This is a genomic window from Streptomyces sp. NPDC026575 (assembly GCF_055567415.1).
Genome location: NZ_JBVHQM010000004.1, coordinates 152,760 through 175,699, shown reverse-complemented (window position 1 = coordinate 175,699; position 22,940 = coordinate 152,760). Strand labels below are relative to the sequence as shown.

Annotated in this window: 19 protein-coding genes; 11 read left to right on the top strand and 8 right to left on the bottom strand. The window is 73.9% G+C overall.

The genetic code is table 11. The annotated features are described in order from the left end of the window. Positions 1–102: 102 nt before the first annotated feature. Entirely contained in the window at positions 103–1,509 is a 1,407-nt protein-coding gene (locus ACZ4NB_RS06960; protein ID WP_467658886.1) for an MFS transporter, read from the top strand. 23 nt (positions 1,510–1,532) lie between these two features. Here ACZ4NB_RS06960 and ACZ4NB_RS06955 read toward each other — a convergent pair whose 3' ends face one another. Next, the gene (locus ACZ4NB_RS06955) at positions 1,533–3,104 is read right to left on the bottom strand and encodes a rhodanese-like domain-containing protein (protein ID WP_467658884.1); all 1,572 of its coding nucleotides are present in this window, start codon (positions 3,102–3,104) and stop codon (positions 1,533–1,535) included. A gap of 286 nt (positions 3,105–3,390) precedes the next feature. On the opposite strand from ACZ4NB_RS06955, the gene ACZ4NB_RS06950 reads away from it, so the two are divergent. The 3 genes from ACZ4NB_RS06950 (at position 3,391) to ACZ4NB_RS06940 (ending at position 6,454) form a co-directional block, all read left to right on the top strand. Then, positions 3,391–4,242 carry a GntR family transcriptional regulator gene (locus ACZ4NB_RS06950; RefSeq protein WP_467658882.1) on the top strand — a complete coding sequence of 284 codons (852 nt, stop codon included), beginning with the start codon at positions 3,391–3,393 and terminating at the stop codon, positions 4,240–4,242. 1 nt (position 4,243) lies between these two features. Further along, the gene (locus tag ACZ4NB_RS06945) at positions 4,244–5,146 is read left to right on the top strand and encodes a sulfite exporter TauE/SafE family protein (protein ID WP_467658880.1); all 903 of its coding nucleotides are present in this window, start codon (positions 4,244–4,246) and stop codon (positions 5,144–5,146) included. 93 nt (positions 5,147–5,239) lie between these two features. Further along, complete coding sequence (locus tag ACZ4NB_RS06940) at positions 5,240–6,454, top strand: NAD(P)/FAD-dependent oxidoreductase (protein WP_467658878.1); 1,215 nt, start codon at positions 5,240–5,242, stop codon at positions 6,452–6,454. A gap of 180 nt (positions 6,455–6,634) precedes the next feature. Here the strand turns inward: ACZ4NB_RS06940 and ACZ4NB_RS06935 are convergent, their stop codons facing one another. Next, a complete protein-coding gene (locus tag ACZ4NB_RS06935; protein ID WP_467658877.1) occupies positions 6,635–7,696 on the bottom strand; it encodes a MerR family transcriptional regulator in 1,062 nt (353 codons plus the stop codon). A gap of 144 nt (positions 7,697–7,840) precedes the next feature. After that, positions 7,841–9,181, bottom strand: a complete 1,341-nt coding sequence (locus ACZ4NB_RS06930; protein WP_467658876.1) for an amidohydrolase — start codon at positions 9,179–9,181, stop codon at positions 7,841–7,843. Positions 9,182–9,384: 203 nt separating this feature from the next. On the opposite strand from ACZ4NB_RS06930, the gene ACZ4NB_RS06925 reads away from it, so the two are divergent. The 4 genes from ACZ4NB_RS06925 to ACZ4NB_RS06910 all read left to right on the top strand — a co-directional run bounded on the left by ACZ4NB_RS06925 (position 9,385) and on the right by ACZ4NB_RS06910 (position 14,073). Further along, entirely contained in the window at positions 9,385–10,416 is a 1,032-nt protein-coding gene (locus ACZ4NB_RS06925; protein WP_467658875.1) for a methyltransferase, read from the top strand. A 94-nt stretch (positions 10,417–10,510) separates the two neighbouring features. Beyond that, positions 10,511–11,677, top strand: a complete 1,167-nt coding sequence (locus tag ACZ4NB_RS06920) for a low temperature requirement protein A (protein ID WP_467658873.1) — start codon at positions 10,511–10,513, stop codon at positions 11,675–11,677. A gap of 442 nt (positions 11,678–12,119) precedes the next feature. Next, positions 12,120–12,953 carry a L,D-transpeptidase family protein gene (locus tag ACZ4NB_RS06915; RefSeq protein WP_467658872.1) on the top strand — a complete coding sequence of 278 codons (834 nt, stop codon included), beginning with the start codon at positions 12,120–12,122 and terminating at the stop codon, positions 12,951–12,953. Further along, positions 12,946–14,073 (top strand): P1 family peptidase, encoded by a 1,128-nt coding sequence (locus ACZ4NB_RS06910; protein WP_467659178.1) that lies wholly within the window; start codon positions 12,946–12,948, stop codon positions 14,071–14,073. The genes ACZ4NB_RS06915 and ACZ4NB_RS06910 overlap by 8 nt, the downstream gene beginning before the upstream one ends. Before the next feature lie 42 nt (positions 14,074–14,115). Here ACZ4NB_RS06910 and ACZ4NB_RS06905 read toward each other — a convergent pair whose 3' ends face one another. Further along, on the bottom strand, positions 14,116–14,832 hold the full coding sequence (locus ACZ4NB_RS06905) for a VIT1/CCC1 transporter family protein (protein ID WP_467658870.1): 717 nt from the start codon (positions 14,830–14,832) through the stop codon (positions 14,116–14,118). A gap of 310 nt (positions 14,833–15,142) precedes the next feature. On the opposite strand from ACZ4NB_RS06905, the gene ACZ4NB_RS06900 reads away from it, so the two are divergent. Then, positions 15,143–15,625 carry a YIP1 family protein gene (locus ACZ4NB_RS06900; protein WP_467658869.1) on the top strand — a complete coding sequence of 161 codons (483 nt, stop codon included), beginning with the start codon at positions 15,143–15,145 and terminating at the stop codon, positions 15,623–15,625. Between the two features lie 31 nt (positions 15,626–15,656). Here the strand turns inward: ACZ4NB_RS06900 and ACZ4NB_RS06895 are convergent, their stop codons facing one another. Further along, complete coding sequence (locus ACZ4NB_RS06895; protein WP_467658867.1) at positions 15,657–15,971, bottom strand: hypothetical protein; 315 nt, start codon at positions 15,969–15,971, stop codon at positions 15,657–15,659. A 253-nt stretch (positions 15,972–16,224) separates the two neighbouring features. Here ACZ4NB_RS06895 and ACZ4NB_RS06890 point away from each other — a divergent pair, with 253 nt between their 5' ends. Further along, the gene (locus tag ACZ4NB_RS06890; protein ID WP_467658865.1) at positions 16,225–17,457 is read left to right on the top strand and encodes a CaiB/BaiF CoA transferase family protein; all 1,233 of its coding nucleotides are present in this window, start codon (positions 16,225–16,227) and stop codon (positions 17,455–17,457) included. 81 nt (positions 17,458–17,538) lie between these two features. Next, a complete protein-coding gene (locus ACZ4NB_RS06885) occupies positions 17,539–18,870 on the top strand; it encodes a L,D-transpeptidase (RefSeq protein WP_467658863.1) in 1,332 nt (443 codons plus the stop codon). A 90-nt stretch (positions 18,871–18,960) separates the two neighbouring features. On the opposite strand, the gene ACZ4NB_RS06880 is transcribed toward ACZ4NB_RS06885, so the two are convergent. The 3 genes from ACZ4NB_RS06880 to ACZ4NB_RS06870 form a co-directional block, all read right to left on the bottom strand. Continuing rightward, positions 18,961–20,976: a PTS fructose transporter subunit IIABC gene (locus ACZ4NB_RS06880; protein ID WP_467658861.1), complete on the bottom strand. Its 2,016-nt coding sequence runs from the start codon at positions 20,974–20,976 to the stop codon at positions 18,961–18,963. A 64-nt stretch (positions 20,977–21,040) separates the two neighbouring features. Further along, positions 21,041–21,988 carry a 1-phosphofructokinase gene (gene pfkB, locus ACZ4NB_RS06875; protein WP_467658860.1) on the bottom strand — a complete coding sequence of 316 codons (948 nt, stop codon included), beginning with the start codon at positions 21,986–21,988 and terminating at the stop codon, positions 21,041–21,043. Continuing rightward, on the bottom strand, positions 21,985–22,758 hold the full coding sequence (locus ACZ4NB_RS06870; RefSeq protein ID WP_467658858.1) for a DeoR/GlpR family DNA-binding transcription regulator: 774 nt from the start codon (positions 22,756–22,758) through the stop codon (positions 21,985–21,987). The genes pfkB and ACZ4NB_RS06870 overlap by 4 nt, the downstream gene beginning before the upstream one ends. Positions 22,759–22,940 lie beyond the last annotated feature (182 nt).

The following is a 22,940-nucleotide window of genomic DNA, read 5'->3' as shown; positions in this document are numbered from 1 at the left end:
CGGGTCCTTCCCCCTTCTGGTGCACCCCATCCCTCCTCTCCCCTGCCGTTTTCCGCCAACCCCTGAGCATCCGTGCCCGAGGGGCTCGTGAGAGGTGCCCTCATGTCCGTCACACCGGAATCCGTACCGCCCCGGCGTCCGCACTCGGCCCCGCCCGCGCATCCACCCGCGCACTCGTCCTCATCCGTACGCTCACGGGCCCGTTGGGCGCTGGCCGCCGTCGCCACCGGCGCCTTCTGCGTACAGCTGGACTCCTTCGCGCTGAACCCGGCGCTCCCGGTCGTCCGCACCGACCTGGGCGGTTCCCCGACCGCCCTGCCCTGGGTCGTCAGCGGCTATCTGCTCACCGCCGGCTCCCTGATGCCGGTCGCCGGCCGGCTGGCCGACGTGTGGGGGCGCCGCCGGATGCTGACCCTGGGGCTGGCGCTGTTCGCCGCCGCGGCCGCGCTGTGCGCGCTCGCCCCGTCGCTGCCGCTGCTGGTGGCGGCGCGGTCGCTGCAGGGTGCGGGCGGCGCGCTGATCATGCCCGCCGGTCTGGCCCTGCTCACCAACGCCTGCCCACCGGGGCATGCGCAACGGGCGATCGGCCGGGCGCTGGGCCTGGCCGGACTGGCCACCGTCTGCGGCCCGTTCGCCGGCGGCGCGCTGGCCCGGTTCGTGTCCTGGCGGGCCGTCTTCTGGCTGACGGTGCCGCTCGCCGTGGCGGCCGCCGCCTGCGCCCTCCGAACGGCCGCATCACGTGCCCCGGATGCGGGAAAGCGCCCCCTCGATCTCACGGGAGCGGTCGCCGCCACCGGCGCGCTGGCCTGCCTGGCCCGTTGGCTGGAACACCCCGCGGCCTGGAGCCGGGCGGCCGCCGCGCTGGTGCTCGGCGCGCTGTTCGTACGGGCCGAGCGCCGCTCCTCCGGCCCGCTGGTGGATCCGGCGCTGTTCCGCAACCGCCCGTATGTGGCGCTGACCGTGGCCGGTGCGGTCGCCAACTCCGCGACCGTGGCCCTGTTGTACGTGGTCCCGCTGCTGCTCCAACAGGGCCGCGGGTGGTCCGTCCTGGACGCGGGGGTGGCCTTTCTGCCTCCGGCGGTCGCCCTGGCCGCCGGGGGCCCGCTGGCCGGTCGGGTGCGGCCGGTGCGGGCCGTGCCGGTGATGGCGTTCTGCCTGACCGCCGCCGCGGCCGCGCTGTGGGCCGTCGGGCCCGATGCGGGCACGCCCGCCCTGGTGGCGGCCGCGACGGCGGCCGCGGCGGCGCTGGGCCCGGCCGGCGCCCTGGCCCTCACCGGCACCCAGGCGGTCGTACGCCGCGAGCGCGCGGGCGCGGCCTCCGGAGTGACCAAGGCCGTGCTGACGGCCACGGCGGGGGTGGGGCTGGCCCTTGTCGGCGGCGGCGGAGCGGGGAGCGACGCCCGTCCGTCCCTGGCGTTGCCCGCTGCCGCCTGCCTCACCGCAGCCGTGGCCCTCGTGCTGGTACGCCTGCGGGGCCGCGTGCCGCGCCGGAGGGGCCGCCGGGAGTGAACGGGGGCCTCCGGCACGGGCGTTCACCGCCTCGCCGCGCCCACCGCCTCGTATCCGCCCACCACATCGCAGACGTCCCCGAACCCGTGCGCCTCCAGCAGCGCCGCCGCGATCACCGACCGGTTCCCGCTGCGGCAGTAGAGGACGACCGGGCGCGAGGGGTCCAGTTCGGCGATGCGGTCGGTGAGGCTGGCCAACGGGATGCTGCGGGCACCGGGGAGGGCGCCCACCGCGTACTCGGCCGGATTGCGGACGTCCACCAGCTGGGCGTGCGCCTCCCGGTTGTCGACCAGCCGGCCGTGCGCCTCCTGGCCCTCTGCCGCCTCCGCGCCGACGGGCTCCGCTCCGTCCGAGGCGCCCGCCGCCAGCGGCAGTTCCTCGGGGCCGATGCGATGGCTGTGCCGGACCAGCGCGGGCGCGCGGTCCAATGCGGCGGCGGGGTCGGGCAGATGGCCGAGGACGCGGTCGTAGCCGATGCGGGCCAGGCGAAGGCGGGCCTCCTGCTCCTTGCCGGGGTCGGCGAGCAGCACGATCGGGGTGCCCGGGGCGACCACGCTGCCGGCGTACTCCGCGAACCGGGTGTCCAGGCTCGTATGCAGCGATCCGGCCAGATGCGCGCGCGTGTACGCGGCCAGCGGGCGGCAGTCGAGGAGGGCGGCGCCCTGCTCGTCGCGGGCCGCGAGCGCCTCCTCCAGGGTGAGCGCGGGCAGCGGGGCGGCCTCCAGGAGGGGGTGGCCGTCCCGGTTGAGGGCCGCATCGTGCGCGAAGTAGCCGGGGGTGGCGGGCTGCCCCGCGGTGACCAGCCGGACGAAGGCGTCCTTCGGCATGGGCTGGAGGGCGTAGTTGAGGCGGCGCTGGTCGCCGATGGTGGAGCTGGTCTCGGTGGACAGGCTCCGGCCGCAGGCCGAGCCGGCGCCATGCGCGGGGAAGACCCGGGTCGCGTCCGGGAGAACCATGAGTTTGGTGTGCAGGGAGTGATGCAGGCGCAGGGCCATGTCCTCCGGGGAGCGGCCGGCCGCGGAGAGCAGATCGGGGCGGCCGACATCGCCGACGAAGAGGGTGTCGCCGGTGAGCACCCCGAACGGCACGTCGTCGTCGGGGTTTTCGTGGACGACCAGGCAGATGGACTCCATGGTGTGGCCGGGGGTGGCGAGCACGGTGAGGGTGACCCCTCCGGAATCCCCTACGGAATCCCCTACGGAGCCCCCTCCGGAACCCCTTACCGGGCCCTCGCCGGCGGCCCCGCCACCGGCTTCTTCGCCGGCTCCTCCGGTGTTCCCCTCACCCTCTCCCGCACCCAGCCGGATGCGCTCGCCGTCCCGTAACCGCCTTATGGGGAAGCCGGTTTCGGCGGCCTCGCCGAAGGCGATGGTGGCGCCGGTGGCCCGTGCGGTCTCCAGGTGGCCGGAGAGGAAGTCGGCGTGAATGTGGGTTTCGATGACGAGTTCGATGCGCAGCCCGGCGGCCTCCGCGTCGCGCAGGTAGTCGTCGATGTCACGGCGCGGGTCGACGAGGACGGCGCGTCCTGTGGTGCGGTCACCGATCAGGTACGACGCCTGGGAGAGGCAGTCGAGGTAGTACTGGGCGAAATGCACGGTCGGCCTCCAGGGGGCGGGCGGACGCCGGGCGCGTGGGCGGAGTCCGCTTGAGCGTGGTGCGGGTGGAGCGCGTTGTGCGGATGCACGGATGTACGTACATTAAGGAGCCGGGTCGGCGGGCGACAAGCGGGGGGCCTCTCGCGCCCTCCACCGCCTCCCCCGTATCAGCCCGTATTCCAGAGCAGTTTGACGTCACCTCAGCCCGACGCGGCGTCAACTGACAAGGAGTGCGGGGCGCCGCCGACCGCCAGCGCACCCACCCGTACGTTCCGGAGGAGCCACCATGACGACCGAGCCGCCACCGGACGGCGCCGCCCCCGGCGGGCACCGACCGCGCCCCCTGGACCGGCGCTCGCCGCTGCCTCTCTGGGCGCAGCTCTTCGACGATCTGCGTCGCCGGATGGCAGCCGGTGCGTTCACCGACGAGTTCCCGGCCGAGCACCGGCTCACCGGCGAGTACGCGGTGAGCCGGCACACCGTCCGCGAGGCGCTGCGCAAACTGCGCGCCGACGGCCTGGTGATCGCCGAACGCGGCCGCGCCAGCCGGCTGGACACCCGCCGCATACAGCAGCCGCTGGGCTCGCTCTACAGCCTCTTCCGCGAGCTGGAGGGGCAGGGCGTCGAGCAGCGCAGCGAGGTGCTGCGGCTGGAGCGGACCGCGGACGGGACGATCGCGGGTCATCTGGGGCTGGTCCCGGACGCGCCGCTGGTCGTACTGGAGCGGCTGCGGCTCGCGGACGGCGAACCGCTCGCCCACGACACCGCCTACCTTCCCGCCGAGATCGCCGAACCGCTGCTGGAGGCCGATTTCGGGCACACCTCGCTCTACGGCGAGCTGTCGCGGCGCTGCTCGGTGAAGGTCACCGGCGGCCGGGAGCGGATCCAGCCGTTCCTGCCGGACGTCCGGCAGGCGTGGCTGCTGGGGCTGGCCGACCGGGAGGCGGCGTTCGCCATCGAGCGGCTGGGCCGGGCCGGGGAGCGGCCGGTGGAGTGGCGGGAGACGGTGGTCCGCGGCGACCGGTTCACCTTCGTCGCGCAGTGGTCGGACGACAGCCGGAACGTCGCCCTCGCGCCACGCGCCGCCGCCCCGTCCCCGGACGGGTATCCGTCCTCGGCCTCCTGCCCGTCCGCGTAGCGTGTCCGTCCTCTTAGCCGTCGCGGCGCTGCCGTGCGGGCTGCTGATCGGGCTGCTGCTGGGGGCGCTGGGCGGTGGCGGTTCGGTGCTGGCGGTGCCCGCGCTGGTGTATCTGCTGGGGCAGTCGCCGCACGAGGCGACCGCGGGCGCGCTGATCGTCGTCACGGTCGGCGCGGTGACCGGACTCCTCTGCCACGCCCGTGCCCGCCGGGTCCACTGGGCGGCCGGTACCGCCTTGGGCGTACTGGGTACGGCAGGCAGCTACCTCGGCTCCCGTTGGAGCGCGGCGCTGCCGCCCGGCGTCCTGATGGCGGCGTTCGCGGGGCTGATGCTCGTGGTGGCGGGGATGCTGGCGCGGCGGGGGCTGCGCGAACGGCGCACGACCGGCACCCCGGCGGAAGGCACGGCGGGAGAAGCGACCGGAGCCTCCGCGGCAACCACCCCCTTACGGGACCCCGTACGGGACGACCTCATACCGGAGCCCGTACGGGACCACCCCGCTCCGGACCGTGCTCCGGACCCCGTACGGGCTCCCGTAAGGGCCACCCGGGTCGCCGCCATCGCGTCCGCGATAGGGCTGCTCACCGGCTTCTTCGGAGTCGGCGGGGGCTTTGTCGTCGTCCCCGCGCTCACCCTGGTCCTGGGCCTGGAGATGCCGGTGGCCATCGGCACCTCGCTCCTCGTCGTCCTGATCAACTCCCTCACCGCGCTGGGCACTCGGGCCGGCACGATCGCCCTGGACTGGCCGCTGCTGGCCGGCTTCGCGGCCTGCGCGGCGATCGGCAGCCACCTCGGCCCGCGCCTCACCGCCCGACTGCGCCCGCAGACGCTGGCCACGGCCTTCGCCTCCCTCGTCACCGTCGTCGCCGTCGTCATGGCGGTCACCGCCGTCCCCCGTCTCTGACCGACCGCCAAGAACCGACCACCGAAGCCACCGTCCCGCCACTCCGACCGGCATCCCGACCGGCATTCCGAGCCGACCACCAGGAGGAACCGCATGACGTCCCCCACCGCCGCCCAGGCCCACCACCGCGTTCTGATCGTCGGTGGCGGTACCGCGGGCATCACCGTCGCCGCCCGCTTACGCCGCGCCGGCGTCCGGGACATCGCGCTGCTGGAGCCCTCCGAGACGCACTGGTACCAGCCGCTGTGGACGCTGGTGGGCGGCGGCCAGGCCCCGCTGCGCGCCTCGCTGCGCACCGAGGCAGAGGTCATACCGCCCGGCGTGCGCTGGCTGCGCGAGCGTGCCACCGCCGTCGATCCGGCCGCCCGTACGGTCACCACCGCCTCCGGCCGGGTCCTGTCCTACGAGCGGCTGGTCCTGGCGCCCGGCCTGCAACTCGACTGGGACGGCGTGCCCGGCCTGGCCGCGGCCCTCGGGCACGGCGGTGTGACCAGCAACTACCGCCCCGATCTCGCCCCGCTCACCTGGGACATGATCCGCCGGACGCGCCGCGGCACCGCGCTGTTCACCATGCCGTCCGGGCCGGTGAAGTGCGGCGGCGCCCCGCAGAAGATCGCGTATCTGGCGGCCGACCACTGGCGCAAGCGCGGCGTACTGGGCGCCATCCGCACCATCCTGGTGCTCCCGGAGCCCACCATGTTCAAGGTGCCGGTCTTCAACCGCGCGCTGGAGGAGACCGCCCGGCGGTACGGCATCGAGGTGCGCCTGCGCTCGGAGATGACCGGCCTGGACGGCGCGGCGCGCACGGCGGTGATCACCGATCACGCCACCGGCGAGGCCGAGACCGTCCACTACGACCTCCTGCACGCCGTACCGCCGCAGCGCGCCCCCGAGTGGCTGGCCAACGGCCCGCTCGCCGACCCCGACTCCCCCTACGGGTACGTCAAGGCCGATCGGCGGACCCTCCAACACCCCGACTTCCCCGAGGTGTTCGTGCTCGGCGATGTCGCCAACCTGCCCACCTCCAAGACGGGCGCGGCGATCCGCAAGCAGGCCCCGGTGGTCGTCGCCAACCTCCTCGCCGGTCTGCGCGGGCGCCCCGCCACCGCCCACTACGACGGCTACACCTCCTGCCCCCTGGTCACCGCGCGCCACAAGATGCTGCTCGCCGAGTTCGACTACGACCTGCGGCCGACCCCGTCCATCCCCTTCCTCGACACCACGCGCGAGCGCACCGACATGTGGTTCCTCAAGCGCTACGGCCTGCCGCAGCTGTACTTCAAGGGGATGCTGAAGGGGATCGCCTGAGGCGGACACGCCCAGCGCGCCCCCTAGGGCATCACGCCCATCGGACAGGCCCTGGAACAGGTGAGGGGAGGAGCCGGCCCGCACCCGGTCGTAGATACTTCTGGTGGGCGTGGACGGGGAGCGCGACCTGCGACACCGGGGTGCTCAACGCGGCGTCGCAGCCCGCGCACACGAATACCGTCATTTCACCTCGGCCACGTCCGCGACGACACAGCCGATGTTGTCCGGTGCACCGGCCTGATGGGCGAGCCCGATCAGCTCCCGTACGGCCTGGTCGGGGTCGGCGGCCGCGGTCAGCACGTCCTGGATGGCCTCGTTCGGCACCACCCCGTACAGCCCGTCGGTGCACAGCAGATACCGCTCACCGGGCCGCGCCTGCAGCAACTGCAGGTCGGGGGCGAACTCCGGGCCCCCGTCGAGCGCCCGCAGCAGCTGTGCGCGCTGCGGGTGCGACGGCGCCTCCTCGGGCGTGAGCCGTCCTTGGTCGACCAGGGACTGGACCAGGCTGTGGTCGTGGGTGATGCGGAAGAGGCCGGAGTCGCGCAGGACGTAGGCGCGGGAGTCGCCGATGTGCAGCAGGGCCAGCTGCGAGCCGGAGCGGAGCAGGGCGGTCAGGGTGCTGCCGGTCGCCTCGTCGGCCGACGGGGCGGCGCGGTTGGCGCGCTGGGCGGCCTCCTCCAGCGCGGTGAGCAGATCCGTCGACGACGTCTCCACGTCCTCCAGAGCCCTCAGCTCCGCTATCGCGGCGGCCGCCGCCGGGCCGCCGCTCGGGCCGAAGCCGTCGGCGACGGCGAGCAGCCGCGCTCCGGCGTAGGCGGCGTCCTGGTCGGTCGGGCGGACCAGCCCCCGGTCGGTGCGGGCGGCGTGGCGCAGGGTCACGGCGGGTGAAGTGGTCATGGCGATGTCCTTCCGCTGCAGCTGATCGACGAGGAAGGCGGCCAGTTCACGGCGCGCGGCGGTGTCGGCCTCGACCTGTGCCCAGTACGCGGTGACCGCCTCGGCCGCCGCGTCCCCGGTCAGTTCGCACACCTCGCGGACGCGCGCCAGCGGCATACCGAGCCGGCGCAGCCAGGCGACCAGCCGGGCCCGCTCCAACTGGGCCGGGGCGTAGTGGCGGTAGCCGTTGAACGGGTCCACGTGGGCCGGGCGCAGCAGACCCAGCTCGTCGTAGAGGCGCAGTGCCTTCGGCGAGAGCCGGGCGGCGCGTGCGAACGCTCCGATGGTCAGCAGTTCGGCGGCCATGCGGCGTGCTCCTCCCGGGGCCCGGCCGGCGGCCCGGCGGACTGTCCGTCAGTCCACAAGCCCGTCCGGCCGTTCGTCCTCTTCCTCGTACCGGGCACTCGGGGCCCGGCACCGCCGATGCTGGGGCTTTCCCCTGGGACAAGGTCAACCGGCCGATACGGCCCCGGGGGCGAACTGGTGGAGTGCCGCCGCGGTCAGCGCCTCGACGCCCATGGTGAGGGTCGGCCGGACCACCGGCACGAAGTGCGGTGAGTGGTTGGAGGGGATGTCCTGGGCCAGCCGGCCGGTCGCCAGGGCCGTCCGGAACTCCTCGGGGTCCCAGCCGCCCAGCCACCAGTAGTACAGGGGCGCCCCGGCGGCGGTCGCCAGGAGGCCGGCGTCCTCGCTGCCGGTCGCCGGTTCGTAGGCGAACAGCCGCTGCTCGCCGAAGAGCCGGGTGAACTCCGCGTTGACGCCGCGCAGGGTCGCCGCGTCGTTGACGGTGACCGGGAAGGAGTCCAGCAGCTCGGTCTCGGGTGCGCGGTCCGCGCCGGAGGCGGCGGCCTCGGCGCGGGCGATCCGGTCGACGGCGGCCAGTACGGCGGTGCGCACGGTCTCGTCGAAGGTGCGCACGCTGAGCCGTACGACGGCCCGGTCGGGGATGACGTTGGCGGTGTCCCCGGCGTGGAAGGAGCCGACGGTGACCACCACCCGGTCCTTGGGCGCGACCTCGCGGGCCACCACGGACTGCACCCGCTGGACGAAGGATGCCGCCATCAGGATCGGGTCGACGGTGGTCTCGGGGCGGGAGCCGTGGCCGCCGGTGCCGTGGAAGGTGATCTCCAGGCTGTCCGCGGCGGCCATGCAGGCGCCGGGGCAGTAGGCGATCAGCCCGGCGCCGAACGGGGCGACGTGCTGGGCCAGCACCACGTCGGGGGTGGGCACCAGGCCCTTGCTGTAGAGCCCGGCGTCGACCATGGCGCGGGCGCCGCTGCCGACCTCCTCGGCGGGCTGGAAGAGCGCGATCAGCGTGCCGGACCAGTGCTCCCGGCCGGCCGCGAGCAGGTCCGCGGCGCCCAGCAGGCAGGTGACGTGCACGTCGTGGCCGCAGGCGTGCATCACGCCGGGGACCGTGGAGGCGTACTCCAGGCCGGAGTTCTCGGTGACCGGCAGCGCGTCCATGTCGGCGCGGAGCAGGACCACCGGACCGGGGCCGTTGCGCAGCACCCCGACGACGCCGGTGCGGGCGATGCCGGTGGTGACCTCGTAGCCGTGGTCGGCCAGCCGGCGGGCGGCCTCGGCGGCGGTACGGGTCTCCTGGAAGCCGAGTTCGGGGTGGCGGTGGAGGTCTTCGTAGAGGGCGACGAGGTCCGTGAGGCGGTCGTCGAGCGGGGCGAGGACGGCGGCCGCGGTCGCCCCTCCGGTCGCCGGCCGCTCGCCGGCCGTAGCGGTCTCTCCGGACGTGGCGGTCTCTCCGGTCTTTCCGTACGTGTCACTGTCGCTCATACACGCATTCGACCATGAAGTGCCGCCCGCCATCGAGCGCCCGCCCCGCTGCCGGCCCACCCACCGGACACCGCGTCCACTGGCCGGACTTAGCGGTTGGTCATCCCACTTACCGTGACACCGCAGCCCCAGGCTGCAACCGTGGATCACCCAGCCTGCGACCGCCGATCAGCAGGCCCCAAGTCGACGACCGGAGGCTGACGTTGGCCACTTCCTCCCGCCACCCGACCGGCGAGCCCCATGACATCTCGACCCATCTGATGGAGCACGCCATGGGCCACCTCTTCTCCGCGGCCCTGCGCACCGCCGCCCATCACCGCGTCGCCGACCACCTCGGCGAGGGCCCCCGCACCGTCGAGCAGCTCGCCGCCGCCACCGGCACCCACGCCCCGCATCTGCGCCGCGTACTGCGCTACCTCGCCACCCGCGGCATCTTCCGGGAGGACGCCGCCGGCGCCTTCCAGTTGACGCCGGCCGCCGAGGCGCTGCGCACGGACGCCCCGCAGTCGCTGCGCCCCGCCGTCATGATGATGACCGACGACATGTTCCTGCAGGCGTCGGCCGGTATGCCGGAGGCGGTGGAGCACGGCGGCGCCTCCTTCGAGCGGCTCTTCGGGGCGCCCTTCTTCGAGCATCTGCTGTCGGACCCGGCCACCCGCGCGCTCTTCGACAGCGGGATGTCCTCCCTCTCCGGCCCCGTGGACGAGGCCGTGGTGGCCGCCTACCCGTTCCCCGAGACCGGCACGGTCGTGGACGTCGGCGGGGGCCGCGGCGGCCTGCTGCGCGAGGTGCTGCGCCGCCACCCGAAGCTGACGGGGGTGCTCTTCGACCAGGCGCCGCCGCTGGCCGACCATCTGCTGGACGGTGACGAGTTGACGGGGCGCTGGCGCACCGAGGAGGGCGACTTCTTCCTCTCCGTGCCGTCGGGCGGCGATGTCTACGTCCTCAAGCACATCCTTCACGACTGGTCCGACGACGCCTGCCGGCGCATCCTGCGCTCCTGCCACGCGGCCATGGCGACGGGCGGCAAGCTGCTGGTCGTGGACTCCGTACTGCCGTCGGGCAACGCCCCGCACTTCGGCAAGACCCTGGACGTCGCGATGATGGCGATCCTCGACGCCCAGGAGCGCACCGCCGAGGAGTTCGCGACGCTGCTGGGCGCGAACGGCTTCCGGCTGACGCGGGTGCTGCCGACCGCGGCCTATCCGTCCATCGTGGAGGCCGTCGCCGAGTGACGGCCGGCCCGCGACACACCCGCTCCCCTCATTGGCGGCACCCCCGGCCCGCGCTCTACTGATCCCGCCGCCCCGGTCGACGAGAGGAGCTGACATGCCGGTCCTCATGCGTGCCCGCAGCCGCGAGGAGGCGCACCGCGCCGCCACCCCGCTGGAGCTCTTCTTCGACCTGTGCTTCGTCGTGGCCGTCGCGCAGGCCGGCGGCCAGCTGGCGCACGCGTTGGCCGAGGGCCATCCGGGGCACGGCATCACCGGCTATCTGATGCTCTTCTTCGCCGTCTGGTGGGCGTGGATGAACTTCAGCTGGTTCTCGTCGGCGTACGACACCGATGACGCGCTCTTCCGCGTGGTGACGCTGGTCCAGATGGCGGGGGTGCTGGTACTGGCCGCCGGGGTGCCGCGGGCGTTCGAGCACGGCGACTTCACCGTGGTCTGGTTCGGCTATGTGGTGATGCGGCTGGCCATGGTCGCCCAGTGGCTGCGGGCCGCCCACGGCAGCCGCGGCGCCGAGCGGCGCACCGCGCTGCGTTACGCCTTCGGGGTGACGGTGTGCCAGGTCGGCTGGGCGGGCCTGGTGGCCCTGCCCCAGGACGCGCTGCCCTGGGTCTTCGTGATCGTGGGCCTGATGGAGCTGGCCGTCCCGGTCTGGGCCGAGCGCGAGCGGCAGACGACCTGGCATCCGCATCACATCGCCGAGCGCTATGGCCTGTTCACCATCATCGTGCTCGGCGAGACCATCGCGGCGGCCACCGTGGCCGTGCAGTCGGGGCTGGACGAGAGCGACGAGCTGGGCGCGCTGCTGCCGATCGCGGCCGGCGGGCTGCTGGTGGTCTTCGCCGCGTACTGGATCTACTTCGCGGTGCCCATCCACCTCCATCTGCGCTCGAACACCCAGGCGTTTTTGTGGGGCTACGGCCACTACCTGGTCTTCGGCTCGGCGGCCGCGGTGGGCGCGGGCATCGAGATCGCGGTGGAGGAGGCGTCCGGCAAGGCGCATCTGTCGGCGTTCGGGGCGGCCGCCTGCGTCACCGTGCCCGCGGCGCTGTACATGTTCACCGTGTGGCTGATCCACTCCCGCCACCAGAAGCGCGGACCGGCCCAGCAGCTGGTGCTGCCGGTGTCGTCGGTGCTGGTCCTTGCGTGCACCTTCGCCGGGCAGTGGGCGGTGCCGGCGGCCGGTCTGGTGGCCTCCGCGACGGTCGCCGTGGGCGTCACCCTTACGGCACGTCAGGGAACCGCTCTGGAGGAGCCCCGGCCGTAGGGCCTGTCCGATGGGTCCTGGCCGTCCGCTCGCACGGCCGCCGCACTCCCCCTGTCACCCGTCTCGACGAGCCGGCCTGCGCCGATCCGGGCGAGCCCGCGGAAGCCGGCCCCGATGCTTCCCCCATAAGCGTGCCGAACGGCCGTACAGGCCCCGAGATCACCCTGATTCCGCATCAGATTCAGCCATCTTCAGCCATGGTCCGAAGAGGGCCTTCACCAGCACGGCTGCACCCGGGCGCTACCCCATTCCCCGTCAATTACCCACCAATGGCCCTCACTTCCGGGGGAGTCGCCCTCTTGTTCCCCACCGCCCGCGAGGGCCTCCGGAGGCGCGCCGACACGGACGCGGTAGGGTGCAGATTGCCCTTTTTATGACAGGGGGTCTCCTACGGGAAGCCCCCGGGGCCGACCGCCGCCCGCACCGCTAGGAGACGTCAGCCATGGCCCGCCACGCTCAGTCCCGCGCGCGGACGAGACTGTCCCGGCGCAGCAAGGCCGTGGGCGGTCTCGCCCTCTCCACGCTGGTCGGCACCGCCCTGTGGGCGTGGCCCGCGTCGGGCGACGACCACGACGACCGGACCGACGCCAAGAGCACCACGTCCACGACGGCATCCGGCCCGGACACGCCACGCACTCCCGCCGTCGCGGCGAAATCCGCCCCGAACGCCGCACGCAACGCCTCATCCGATCGGCCGATCCCCGGCCTCAGCGACGCCGCCCGCAAGCAGATACCGGCGAACGCCCGCCAGGTGCTGGTCGTCTCGGGCCAGGACATGAACTCCTTCCAGTCCCGGGTCGTCCTCTACACCCGCGAGGAGGGCTCGAACGACTGGGAGCCGGGTCCCTCCTGGGCCGCGCACAACGCCGCGCGCGGCTGGACCAGCGACCACCGCTACGGCGATCTGCGCTCCCCCATCGGTGTCTACGCCCTCACCGACGCCGGCGGCCGGCTGCCCGCCCCCGACGGCACCAAGCTCCCCTACGACCACAACGACAGCTTCGTCGCCGACGGCACCGGCGTGGAGGGCGAGCCGCTGGCCGGCGCCTTCGACTACGTCATCGCCATCAACTACAACCGGGAGTCCGGTGCGTCCCCCCTGGATCCCCGGCGCCCCATGGGCGACGCCAAGGGCGGCGGCGTATGGCTGCACGTCGACCACGACGGCCCCACGCAGGGCTGTGTGAGCCTCAAGCCCAAGGCGATGCGGGAGCTGCTGCGCACCCTCGACCCCGGGCTGCACCCGGTCATCGTGATGGGACCGGCCGATCACTGACCGGCCCGGCGCCCTGCCGCACCCCTCGGGGCCGCAGGACGCGCTGACCGACGTCGCGGGCCTGCGGGTCGGCCACGCCCAGCGGATCGGCGACGGCGCCCTGACCGGCACCACCGTCGTCCTCGCCCCCGAGGGCGGCGCCGTCGCGGCCGTCGACGTACGCGGGGGCGGGCCCGGCACCCGGGAGACCGACGCGCTGGACCCGCGCAACCTCGTCCAGCGCGTCGAAGCGGTCGTGCTGACCGGCGGCAGCGCCTTCGGCCTCGACGCCGCGTCCGGTGTCGTGGGGTGGCTGGAGGACCGGGGCCGCGGCTTCCGGGTGGGAGCGGACCCCGCCCAGGTGGTGCCGGTCGTCCCGGCCGCGGCCCTGTTCGACCTGGGGCGCGGCGGCGACTGGCGGGCCCGTCCCGACGCCGCGCTGGGCCGCGCCGCCGTCGAGGCCGCGGCGGCCACCGCCCCCGGCGCCCCGGTCGCGCAGGGCATCGCGGGCGCCGGCACCGGCGCGGTGGCGGGCGGCCTCAAGGGCGGCATCGGCACCGCGAGCGCGGTCCTGCCCTCCGGCGCCACCGTCGCCGCCCTCGCCGCCGTCAACGCCGCGGGCTCCCTCGCCGACCCGCTCACCGGCGCCCTCTACGGCCGGCTGTACGAAGGCCCGGTGCCCCTGCCCGCTCCGGAGCAGCACGCCGCCGCGCTGCGCCGTCTGGAGGAGGCCCGGCGGCGCTCCCGGGCCCGCTCGGCCGCGTCCGTGCACCCGCCGCTCCACACCACCCTCGCCGTGGTCGCCACCGACGCCGCCCTCACCCGCGCCCAGGCCCACAAACTCGCCGGCACCGCCCACGACGGCCTGGCCCGCGCCATCCGCCCGGTCCATCAGCTCACCGACGGCGACACGGTCTTCGCCCTGTCCACCGCCGCCCGCCCGCTCGCCTCCGACGAGGCCCTTGCCACCCCGGCATTCGGTGTCCACCCGGAGGCCGGCGCCCTGAACACCGTGCTGGCCGCCGGCGCGGACGTCCTCACCCGCGCGGTGGTACGCGCCGCCCTGGCGGCGGAGTCGGTGGACGGCCCCGGCGGCGTCTTCCCCTCGTACCGCGAGCTGTACGGCACCGCGGCCGGCTGAGCCGCGGCGAACGGCCGCAGGCCCCCACCGACCCGAACGGCCTCAGGCCCCCACCGCGCCCAGCGCCGATCCCGCCGCGTAGGTGACCGCCATCGCCAGCGCCCCGCCGCCCACGTTCCGCAGTATCGCGCGGCCCGCCGGAGCGGCCCCCAGCCGGGCGCTGCTCCAGCCGCACAGCGCGAGCGCGGCGAGCACCGCGAGCACCGTGATCCACAGCCGGTGGGCGGCGGGCGGCAGCACGATCGCCAGCAGCGGCAGCAGCGCCCCGGCGGTGAAGGCGAGGAAGCTGGCGCCGGCCGCATGCCAGGGGTTGGTGAGTTCGTCGGGGTCGATGCCCAGCTCGACCTCCGCGTGGGCGCGCAGCGCATCGTGCTCGGTCAGCTGCTCGGCGACCTCCCGGGCGAGCGGGCGCGCCAGCCCCTTGCCGGCCAACAGCTCGGTCAGCTCGATGAGTTCGGCCTGCGGTTCGGTCGCCAGCTCCCGCTTCTCCTGCGCGAGCGCGGCCTTCTCCGAATCCCGCTGGGTGGAGACCGAGACGTACTCGCCGGCCGCCATCGACATGGACCCGGCCAGCAGCCCCGCCAGCCCTGCGGTCAGCAGCGTGGCGCGGGCGTCGGTCGCCCCGGCGACACCGACGACCAGTCCGGCGGTGGAGACGATGCCGTCGTTGGCGCCGAGCACCGCGGCCCGCAGCCAGTTGAGCCGGCTTCCGAGCCCGCCGCCGTGCGCCTCGTCGTGCTCCGGTGTCTGCGTGGTCACCGGGAGAGCGTCTCATCCTCGGCGGAGGCATCCCCTCCGACGCGACCGCATCGCGCCCTGCTCGCACCGGCCGTGCCTGGTCAACCGGCCCCGGCGGCCGTCAACGCGGCCGTCCCCGCGCCCGACGCCCCTGCGGCACCCCTCATGCGCCTTTGGTAGAAACGGCCTTATGTCCGCACCGCCCCCCTCTCACCCTCCGCCGCCCCCGCCGCCCACGCTCCTTCAGCCGGCGCCGCGCGAGCCGGCACCGCGTCGACGGCTGTGGTGGCACCGGCTGATACTCGGGCTCTGGTACCGGCCGGTGGACGTCATGGACGAGGCACGGGACCGCAGCGCCTGGAGCGCGGCGATACTGCTGTCCCTGATCAGCGGCGGTATCGGGGTCGTGTCGATGGACGCGTTCCCCGGCCAGTGGGCGGCCGACCGCACCGAGGCGCTGCAGCTCGTCGGACTCGCCGAGGCCGGGGTGCTGACCGCCAGCCTCGCCCTGGGCGTGGTCACCCACGCCATAGCCCGCACTCTCGGCGGCAGCGGCCGCTTCGCGCCGACCGCCAGCCTGTTCATCGTGCTGTTCTGGGTGACGGACCTGCCGCGGCTGGCGATCGCCGCCTGGCTGCCGACCGGTGCCACCTTCGTCCAGGCCGCGACCTGGACGACCTGGGGCTTCGGTTACGTCCTCGCGGTGCTGCTCATACGCGGCCAGCACCATCTGCCGACGTGGAAGTCCGCGCTGTCGGTGTCGGTGCAGATGCTGGCCGCGCTGGCGCTGCTGAGGCTGGGTCCGATCCACTGAGCGCCCGGGGCGCGCACCGGGCCGCCCCGGCTCAGCTCCGGCTGGACAGCTGCCGTACGAGCCCCTCGAACGCCGCGCGCTCCGCGGCGCTGAGCTCCACGCACTCCGCCGGCGGGCCGGCCGCCCCGGTCTGCCGCGGCACCGAGCCGAGCAGCTCCGGCGCCGCCGGCGGCTCCTCCCGGTCGCGCACCCCGTAGCGCATCCGCATCTCCCGCCGGTCCCGCCGCATCGCCGCCTCGAACCGCCCCCGGCGCAGCAGTCTGGTCATCACGACGACCCAGGCGACGGCCAACGCGAAGAGCACGCCGAGGCCGATCTGCTGCAGAATCGATGCGGAGGGAAGCATGCAGTCCTCCCGGACGGATGAGGCGCTGGGCTTACGTCAGTAGACACCACACCTCGGGACTTTTGACAGGGGATCTTGGGACTTAAGTCCTGAAGTGACGCATCTCCTATGACTTTTCGTCACATTACCGGCACCGCACACGGCCGACCCGGCAGGGTCGCACCCGCCCCGTTGGACACCTCGGCGGCTTCCCCGCGGGTCCGGCCGTCGCCGACGATGGCGCCACTTCGCCCGCGACGTCAGGAGTACGCACGTGCCGCAGCCGCACCGTCCGCACCCCGAGCCGCCCGCCGCCGCCACCCCGCCCGCCGGGCCCCCGGCCCGCGCGCTGGAGGGCGTCCTGGTCGCCGACTTCAGCCGCGTACTGGCCGGCCCGCTGGCCGCCGCCACGCTCGCCGACCTCGGCGCCGAGGTGATCAAGGTGGAGCGGCCGGGCACCGGGGACGACACCCGCTCCTGGGGCCCGCCGTTCGCCGCCGACGGGACGGCCGCGTACTTCGACGCCGCGAACCGCTCCAAGCGCGGGCTCGCCCTCGACCTCGGCGTTCCCGAGGACGCGGCCGCGGCCCGAGAGCTGGCCCGCCGGGCCGATGTGCTGATCGAGAACTTCCGTCCCGGCTCGCTCGCCAAGTACGGCCTGGACCACACCGCCACCCGCGCCGCCAACCCGGGCCTGGTGCACTGCACCATCACCGGCTTCGGCGCCGGCGCGGGCGCCGACCTGCCCGGCTACGACTTCGTCGTACAGGCCGTCGGCGGCCTGATGAGCATCACCGGCGAGCCCGGCGGCACCCCGCTCAAGGCGGGCGTGGCGCTGGTGGACGTGCTGACCGCGAAGGACGCCGCCACCGGCATCCTCGCCGCGCTGCGCCACCGCGACCGCACCGGCCGGGGCCAGCTGGTGGAGGTGAATCTGCTCTCGTCACTGCTGGGGTCGCTGGTCAACCAGGCGTCGGGCCATCTGGCCACCGGCCGCGATCCGGGCCCGATGGGCAATCGCCATCCGAGCATCGCCCCGTACGAGACGCTGGCCTGCCGGGACGGGCAGCTGCTCGCGGTGGCGGTGGGGAACGACCGTCAGTTCCGGGCGCTGGCCGAGGCGCTGGGCGCACCGGAGCTCGCCGAAGACGTCCGGTTCGCCCGCAATCAGGACCGGGTGCACAACCGGACGGATCTGATCGAAGCACTGGAAGGCCGGCTGGCGGCCGACACCCCGCAGGGCTGGGCCGGCCGCCTGGCCGCGGCGTCGGTTCCGTGCGGCCCGGTCAACACGCTCTCCGACGCCCTGGAGTTGGCGGCCCGGCTCGGACTCGCCCCAGTGACCTCCGTCGGCGAGGGCCGGATTCCCCAAATCACCAGCCCGCTGCGCCTCTCGGACACGCCCGTGACCCAACCCGCCGCGCCACCCCGCCTGGACGAACACGGCGCTCCGCTGCGAACCTGGCTGTCGGGACCGGACGACCATCCACTACCCCCGAGAATGTGACCTTCGTCACAACAGCACCCCGTCCGCAACCAAATCCGCCCGTAGGTGCTGTTTACCAGCACGGAACCACAACACCCTGGTATGGAGCAGCTCGTGACATCGCCGGACAACCCCGCGCCCGCTCGGTCCCGCACCCCGCACCAGCTGCTCCTGTCGGACGAGCAGCAGGCGCCGGGCACGCCGCGCCGCACCCGCCGGATGCGCCGCACGCTGACCGTGACCGCCCTGTTCGCGGCAGGTGCGCTGGCCCTGTCGGCCTGTGGCGGCAACGCCGAGGCCGGCGGCCATGACGACGGCAAGAACGGCCAGGCGGGCGCGGACGCCGCAGCCGCCAAGGACGCCTCGGACGCCAAGATCAAGGTGTCCTCGAAGGACGGCGCGACGGACGCCAGCATCAACGACACCGGTGTGAAGGTCACCGGCGGCAAGTTGACCGACGTGAAGCTCACCGTCGCCGACACCGGGGCCACCGTGGCCGGTGCCATATCGTCCGACGGCAAGTCCTGGAAGCCCGGCGTCCAGCTGGAGCGCGGCACCAAGTACAAGATCGTGGCGAACGCCAAGGACGCCAAGGGCCGTTCGGCCACCGAGAACGCGACCTTCACGACGGTCTCCTCGGCCAACAGCTTCATCGGCTCCTACACGCCCGACAACGGCAAGACCGTCGGCGTCGGCATGCCGGTGTCCTTCAACTTCGACAAGGTGATCACCAACAAGAAGGACGTCCAGTCCCACATCAAGGTGACCTCCAGCAGCGGCCAGCAGATCGTCGGCCACTGGTTCGGCGCCCAGCGCCTGGACTTCCGCCCGGAGGACTACTGGAAGGCCGGCTCCAAGGTCACCATGCGGATCGACCTGGACGGCGTGAAGGGCGGCGACGGCATCACCGGCGTGCAGTCCAAGACGGTCACCTTCACCATCGGGCGCTCGCAGGTCTCCACCGTCGACATGAACACCCAGATGATGACGGTCAAGCGGGACGGCAGGACCATCAAGTCCATCCCGATCTCCGGCGGCAGCCCCGACAACCCGACCTACAACGGCCAGATGGTCATCTCGGAGAAGTTCGTGCAGACCCGCATGGACGGCTCGACCGTCGGCTTCGGCGGTGAGTACGACATCAAGGACGTACCGCACGCCATGCGGCTGTCGTCGTCCGGCACGTTCATCCACGGCAACTACTGGGGCTCGCCGTCCATCTTCGGCAAGGCCGGCACCAGCCACGGCTGCGTCGGCCTGCAGGACAACAAGGGCGGCGGTGGCAACACCCCCGGCAAGTGGTTCTTCGACGAGTCGCTGGTCGGCGACGTGGTCGTCGTGAAGAACTCGCACGACGAGACCGTCAAGCCCGACAACGGCCTCAACGGCTGGAACCTGTCGTGGTCGGCGTGGCAGGCGGGCAGCGCGGCCTGACGAACGGCACTCGCGGCACGAAGCGCGAAGGCGGTGGCCGGCCCTGTGAGGGGGCCGGCCACCGCCTTCTCGTATGCGGGGCGCCGGGGCTCAGGCCGCGACCGCGACCTGGGAGCCGTCGGCGGCCGGGGTGCCGGCCGGGCCCTCGGCCGACGGCTTGCGCAGGCCCTTGAGGACGACGACCAGAGCCGTGCTGACGAGCGTGCCCGCGGCGACGGCGAGCAGGTACAGCAGCGGCCGGCCGATCAGCGGGACGACGAAGGCGCCGCCGTGCGGGGCCCGCAGAGTGCAGCCGAAGGCCATCGACAGGGCGCCGGTGACCGCGCCGCCGGCCATCGCGGAGGGGATCACCCGCAGCGGATCGGCGGCGGCGAAGGGGATCGCGCCCTCGGTGATGAAGGAGGCGCCGAGCACCCAGGCCGCCTTGCCGTTCTCCCGCTCGGCCCTGGTGAAGAGCCGGCCGCGCACGGTCGTGGCCAGCGCCATCGCCAGCGGCGGGACCATCCCGGCCGCCATCACCGCGGCCATCACCTTCAGGCTCCCCTCGTTGGGGTGGGCCAGGCCGCCGACCGCGAAGGCGTAGGCGACCTTGTTCAGCGGGCCGCCGAGGTCGAAGCACATCATCAGGCCGAGGAGCACCCCCAGCATGATCGCGTTGGCGCCGGAGAGACCGGACAGCCAGTCGGTCAGCCCCTTTTGCAGCGCGGCGATCGGCTTGCCGACCACGAGGAACATCAGGAAGCCGACGATCGCGGAGGAGAGCAGCGGTATGACGACGACCGGCATGATGCCGCGCAGGACGGGCGGCACCCCGACCCGCTGGATCGCCCGCACCACCCCGCCCGCGATCAGTCCGGCGATCAGGCCGCCGAGGAAGCCCGCTTCGACGGTCAGGGCGACCGCGCCGCCGACGAACCCCGGGACCAGGCCGGGCCGGTCGGCCATCCCGTACGCGATGAAACCGGCCAGGACCGGGACGAGGAAGCCGAAGGCGACGCCGCCGATCTGGAAGAGCAGGGCGGCCCAGCTGGCGGACTCGGTCCAGACGAAGTGGTCGGCGACGGACGGCGCCTTGTTGATCGTGTAGCCGCCGATGGCGAAACCGAGCGCGATGAGCAGACCGCCCGCGGCGACGAAGGGGACCATGTAGCTGACGCCGGTCATCAGCCACTTGCGCAGGCGGGTGGTGAAGCCGTCGGCGGCTCGGGCGTCCTTGTCCATGGGGGCCGCGGCCCGTGCGGGGGCGGTCACCTCGCCGCGTTCGGCCTTCTCGCGCACCTCGGCGATGAGTTCGGCGGGGCGGTTGATGCCCGCCTTCACCCCGACGTCGACGGTCGGCTTGCCAGCGAAGCGCTCCTTGTCCCGCACCTCGACGTCATGCGCGAAGATCACGCCGTCCGCGTCCGCGACCAGCTGCGCATCGAGCCGCTTGAACCCGGCCGAGCCCTGCGTCTCGACGAACACCTCGACGCCGGCGGCCGGTGCGGCCTTCTCCAGCGACTCGGCGGCCATGTAGGTGTGCGCGATGCCGGTGGGGCAGGAGGTGACGGCGACGATACGGAAGGGGGCGCGCGACGCCTCCTCGGCGGACCCGGCGGCCGGGGCGGGCTCCTCGGCGGCCGGGGCGGGCTCCTCGGCGGCCGGGGCGGGCTCCGCCGCCTCCGGCTCGTCGCCGCGGATCAGCGCCGCCGCACGGGCCGGTTCGGTGGCGGACCGCAGTGCGCCGGTGAAGTCCTCGTCCATCAGATGGCGGGCGAGGGTCGAGAGGATCGACAGATGGTCCGCGTCGCCGCCCGCCGGGGCCGCGATCAGGAAGATCAGGTCGGCCGGACCGTCCGGGGCACCGAAGTCGATACCGCCGGCGCTGCGCCCGAAGGCCAGCGTGGGTTCGGTGACATGCGCACTGCGGCAGTGCGGAATCCCGATCCCGCCGTCCAGGCCGGTCGGCATCTGGGCCTCCCGCGCGGCCACGTCCGCGAGGAAGCCCTCCAGGTCGGTGACGCGACCGGACGCGACCATCCGCTCGGCCAGCGACCGCGCCGCGGCGTCCTTGGTCTCGGCGGACAGGTCGAGGTCGACCAGTTCCGCGCTGATCAACTCACTCATCACGCGGCTCCCTTGCTCGCGATCGGTGACAAACCCGTGAGCCCCCGGCCGGACCGGCGGCCGTTCATGGCGCCGGCTCCGTGAGCTCCCGGTCCAGCGGCACCGCGTCCGTCACCCGCACCGCCGCGGGCTCCAGGTCCTTCGGCGCCGGCATCAGGCTGCCCGGCAGCTGAACCGCCGCCGCGCCATGGGCCACCGCGGCGGCCAGCGCGGCCACGCCCGTACCGCCCGCCGCGAGGAACCCGGCCAGCGAGGCGTCGCCGGCCCCGACGTTGCTGCGCACGGCGGCGACCGGGGCGCTGCCGAAGTGGACGCCGTCCCCGTCGACCAGGAGCTGGCCGTCCGCCCCCAGGGAGGCCAGTACGGCGCGGGCGCCACGGTCCCGCAGTTCCTCGGCGGCCTTGACCGCGTCGCCCAGGGTCGCGAGCGGGCGGCCGACGGCCTGCGCCAGCTCCTCGGCGTTGGGCTTGATGACGTCCGGGCGTGCGCGCAGCGCGGCGGTCAGCGACGGCCCCGAGGTGTCCAGCGCGATCCGGGTGCCGGCGCGATGGGCGCGGGCGACCAGTTCCGCGTACCACTCGGGCGCCAGACCGCGCGGCAGGCTGCCGCAGCAGGCGATCCAGTCGGCGCCCGCCCAGCGCTGGCCGACCTTCCGCAGCAGCGCCTCGGCCTCCTCGGCGGTCAGTTCGGGCCCGGCGGCATTGACCTTGGTGAGGGTGCCGTCGGGCTCGGCGACCGAGATGTTGGAGCGGGTCTGGCCGGCCACCGGCACCCCCGCCACCTCGATGCCCTCGGCGCCGAGCAGCCCGGCCAGCGCCGCGCCCGCGGGACCGCCCAGCGGCAGTACGGCCAGCGTGCGGTGCCCGCCGGCGGCGAGCGCCCGGGAGACGTTGACGCCCTTCCCGCCGGGGTCGATGCGGTCGGTGGTGGCCCGGAGCACGGCCCCGCGGTCCAGCGCCGGGACCTCGTACGTACGGTCCAGGCTCGGGTTGGGGGTGACGGTGAGGATCATGCGCGTACTACTTCCGTGCCCGCGCGCTCGATGGCGAGGGCGTCGTCGGGGCCGAGCCCGGTGTCGGTGATGAGCAGGTCCACGTCCGACAGCTCGCCGAAGCGGGCGAACTGCCGCTGCCCGAACTTGGCGGAGTCGGCGAGCAGGACGACCCGGCGGGCGGCGCCGATCAGCGCCCGTTTGACGGCCGCCTCCGCGAGGTCCGGAGTGGTCAGGCCGCCGTCGAGGGAGAAGCCGTTGGTGGCCAGGAACAGCACATCGGCGTTGATCTCGCGGTAGGCGCGCAGCGCCCAGTCGTCGACCGCGGCGCGCGTACGGTGCCGGATCCGGCCGCCGACGAGGTGGAGGGTGAGCCCGGGGTGATCGGCGAGCCGGGCGGCAACCGGCAGGCCGTGGGTGACGACGGTCAGCTCGGCCTCCAGCGGGATCTGGGCGGCGAGCCGGGCGGCGGTCGTGCCGGCGTCCAGGATCACGCTTCCGGTGCCGCTCGCGCCTCCGGGCAGCTCGGCCAGCGCGGCCCGCGCGATGCGCTGCTTCTCGTCGGCGGCGACCGCGTCCCGCTCGGCGAGGTCCGGCTCGAAGTCCAGCCGGCCGGCCGGGATGGCGCCGCCGTGCACCCTGCGCACCAGACCGGCCCGGTCCAGCGCCTTCAGATCGCGCCGTACGGTCTCGGCGGTGACCTGGAACTGCTCGGCGAGGGAGAGCACATCGACCCGTCCGCCCTCACGGGCGAGCCGCAGAATCTCCTGCTGGCGCTCCGGTGCATACATCAGCGTGTGTGTCCGTTTCCATGCCCGAACCTGTGGTTTTGCCGCGACTCTACGCCGGGATCTCCAAGAAGTAAATGGATTCGGACTTGACGTGGACTCAAACGGACACCGCAGGGGCATGGAGCGAGCTACGGGCGGCGGGTGGGGCGGGCGTCAGGCCGCCGGACACCGGGCCGGGCGCG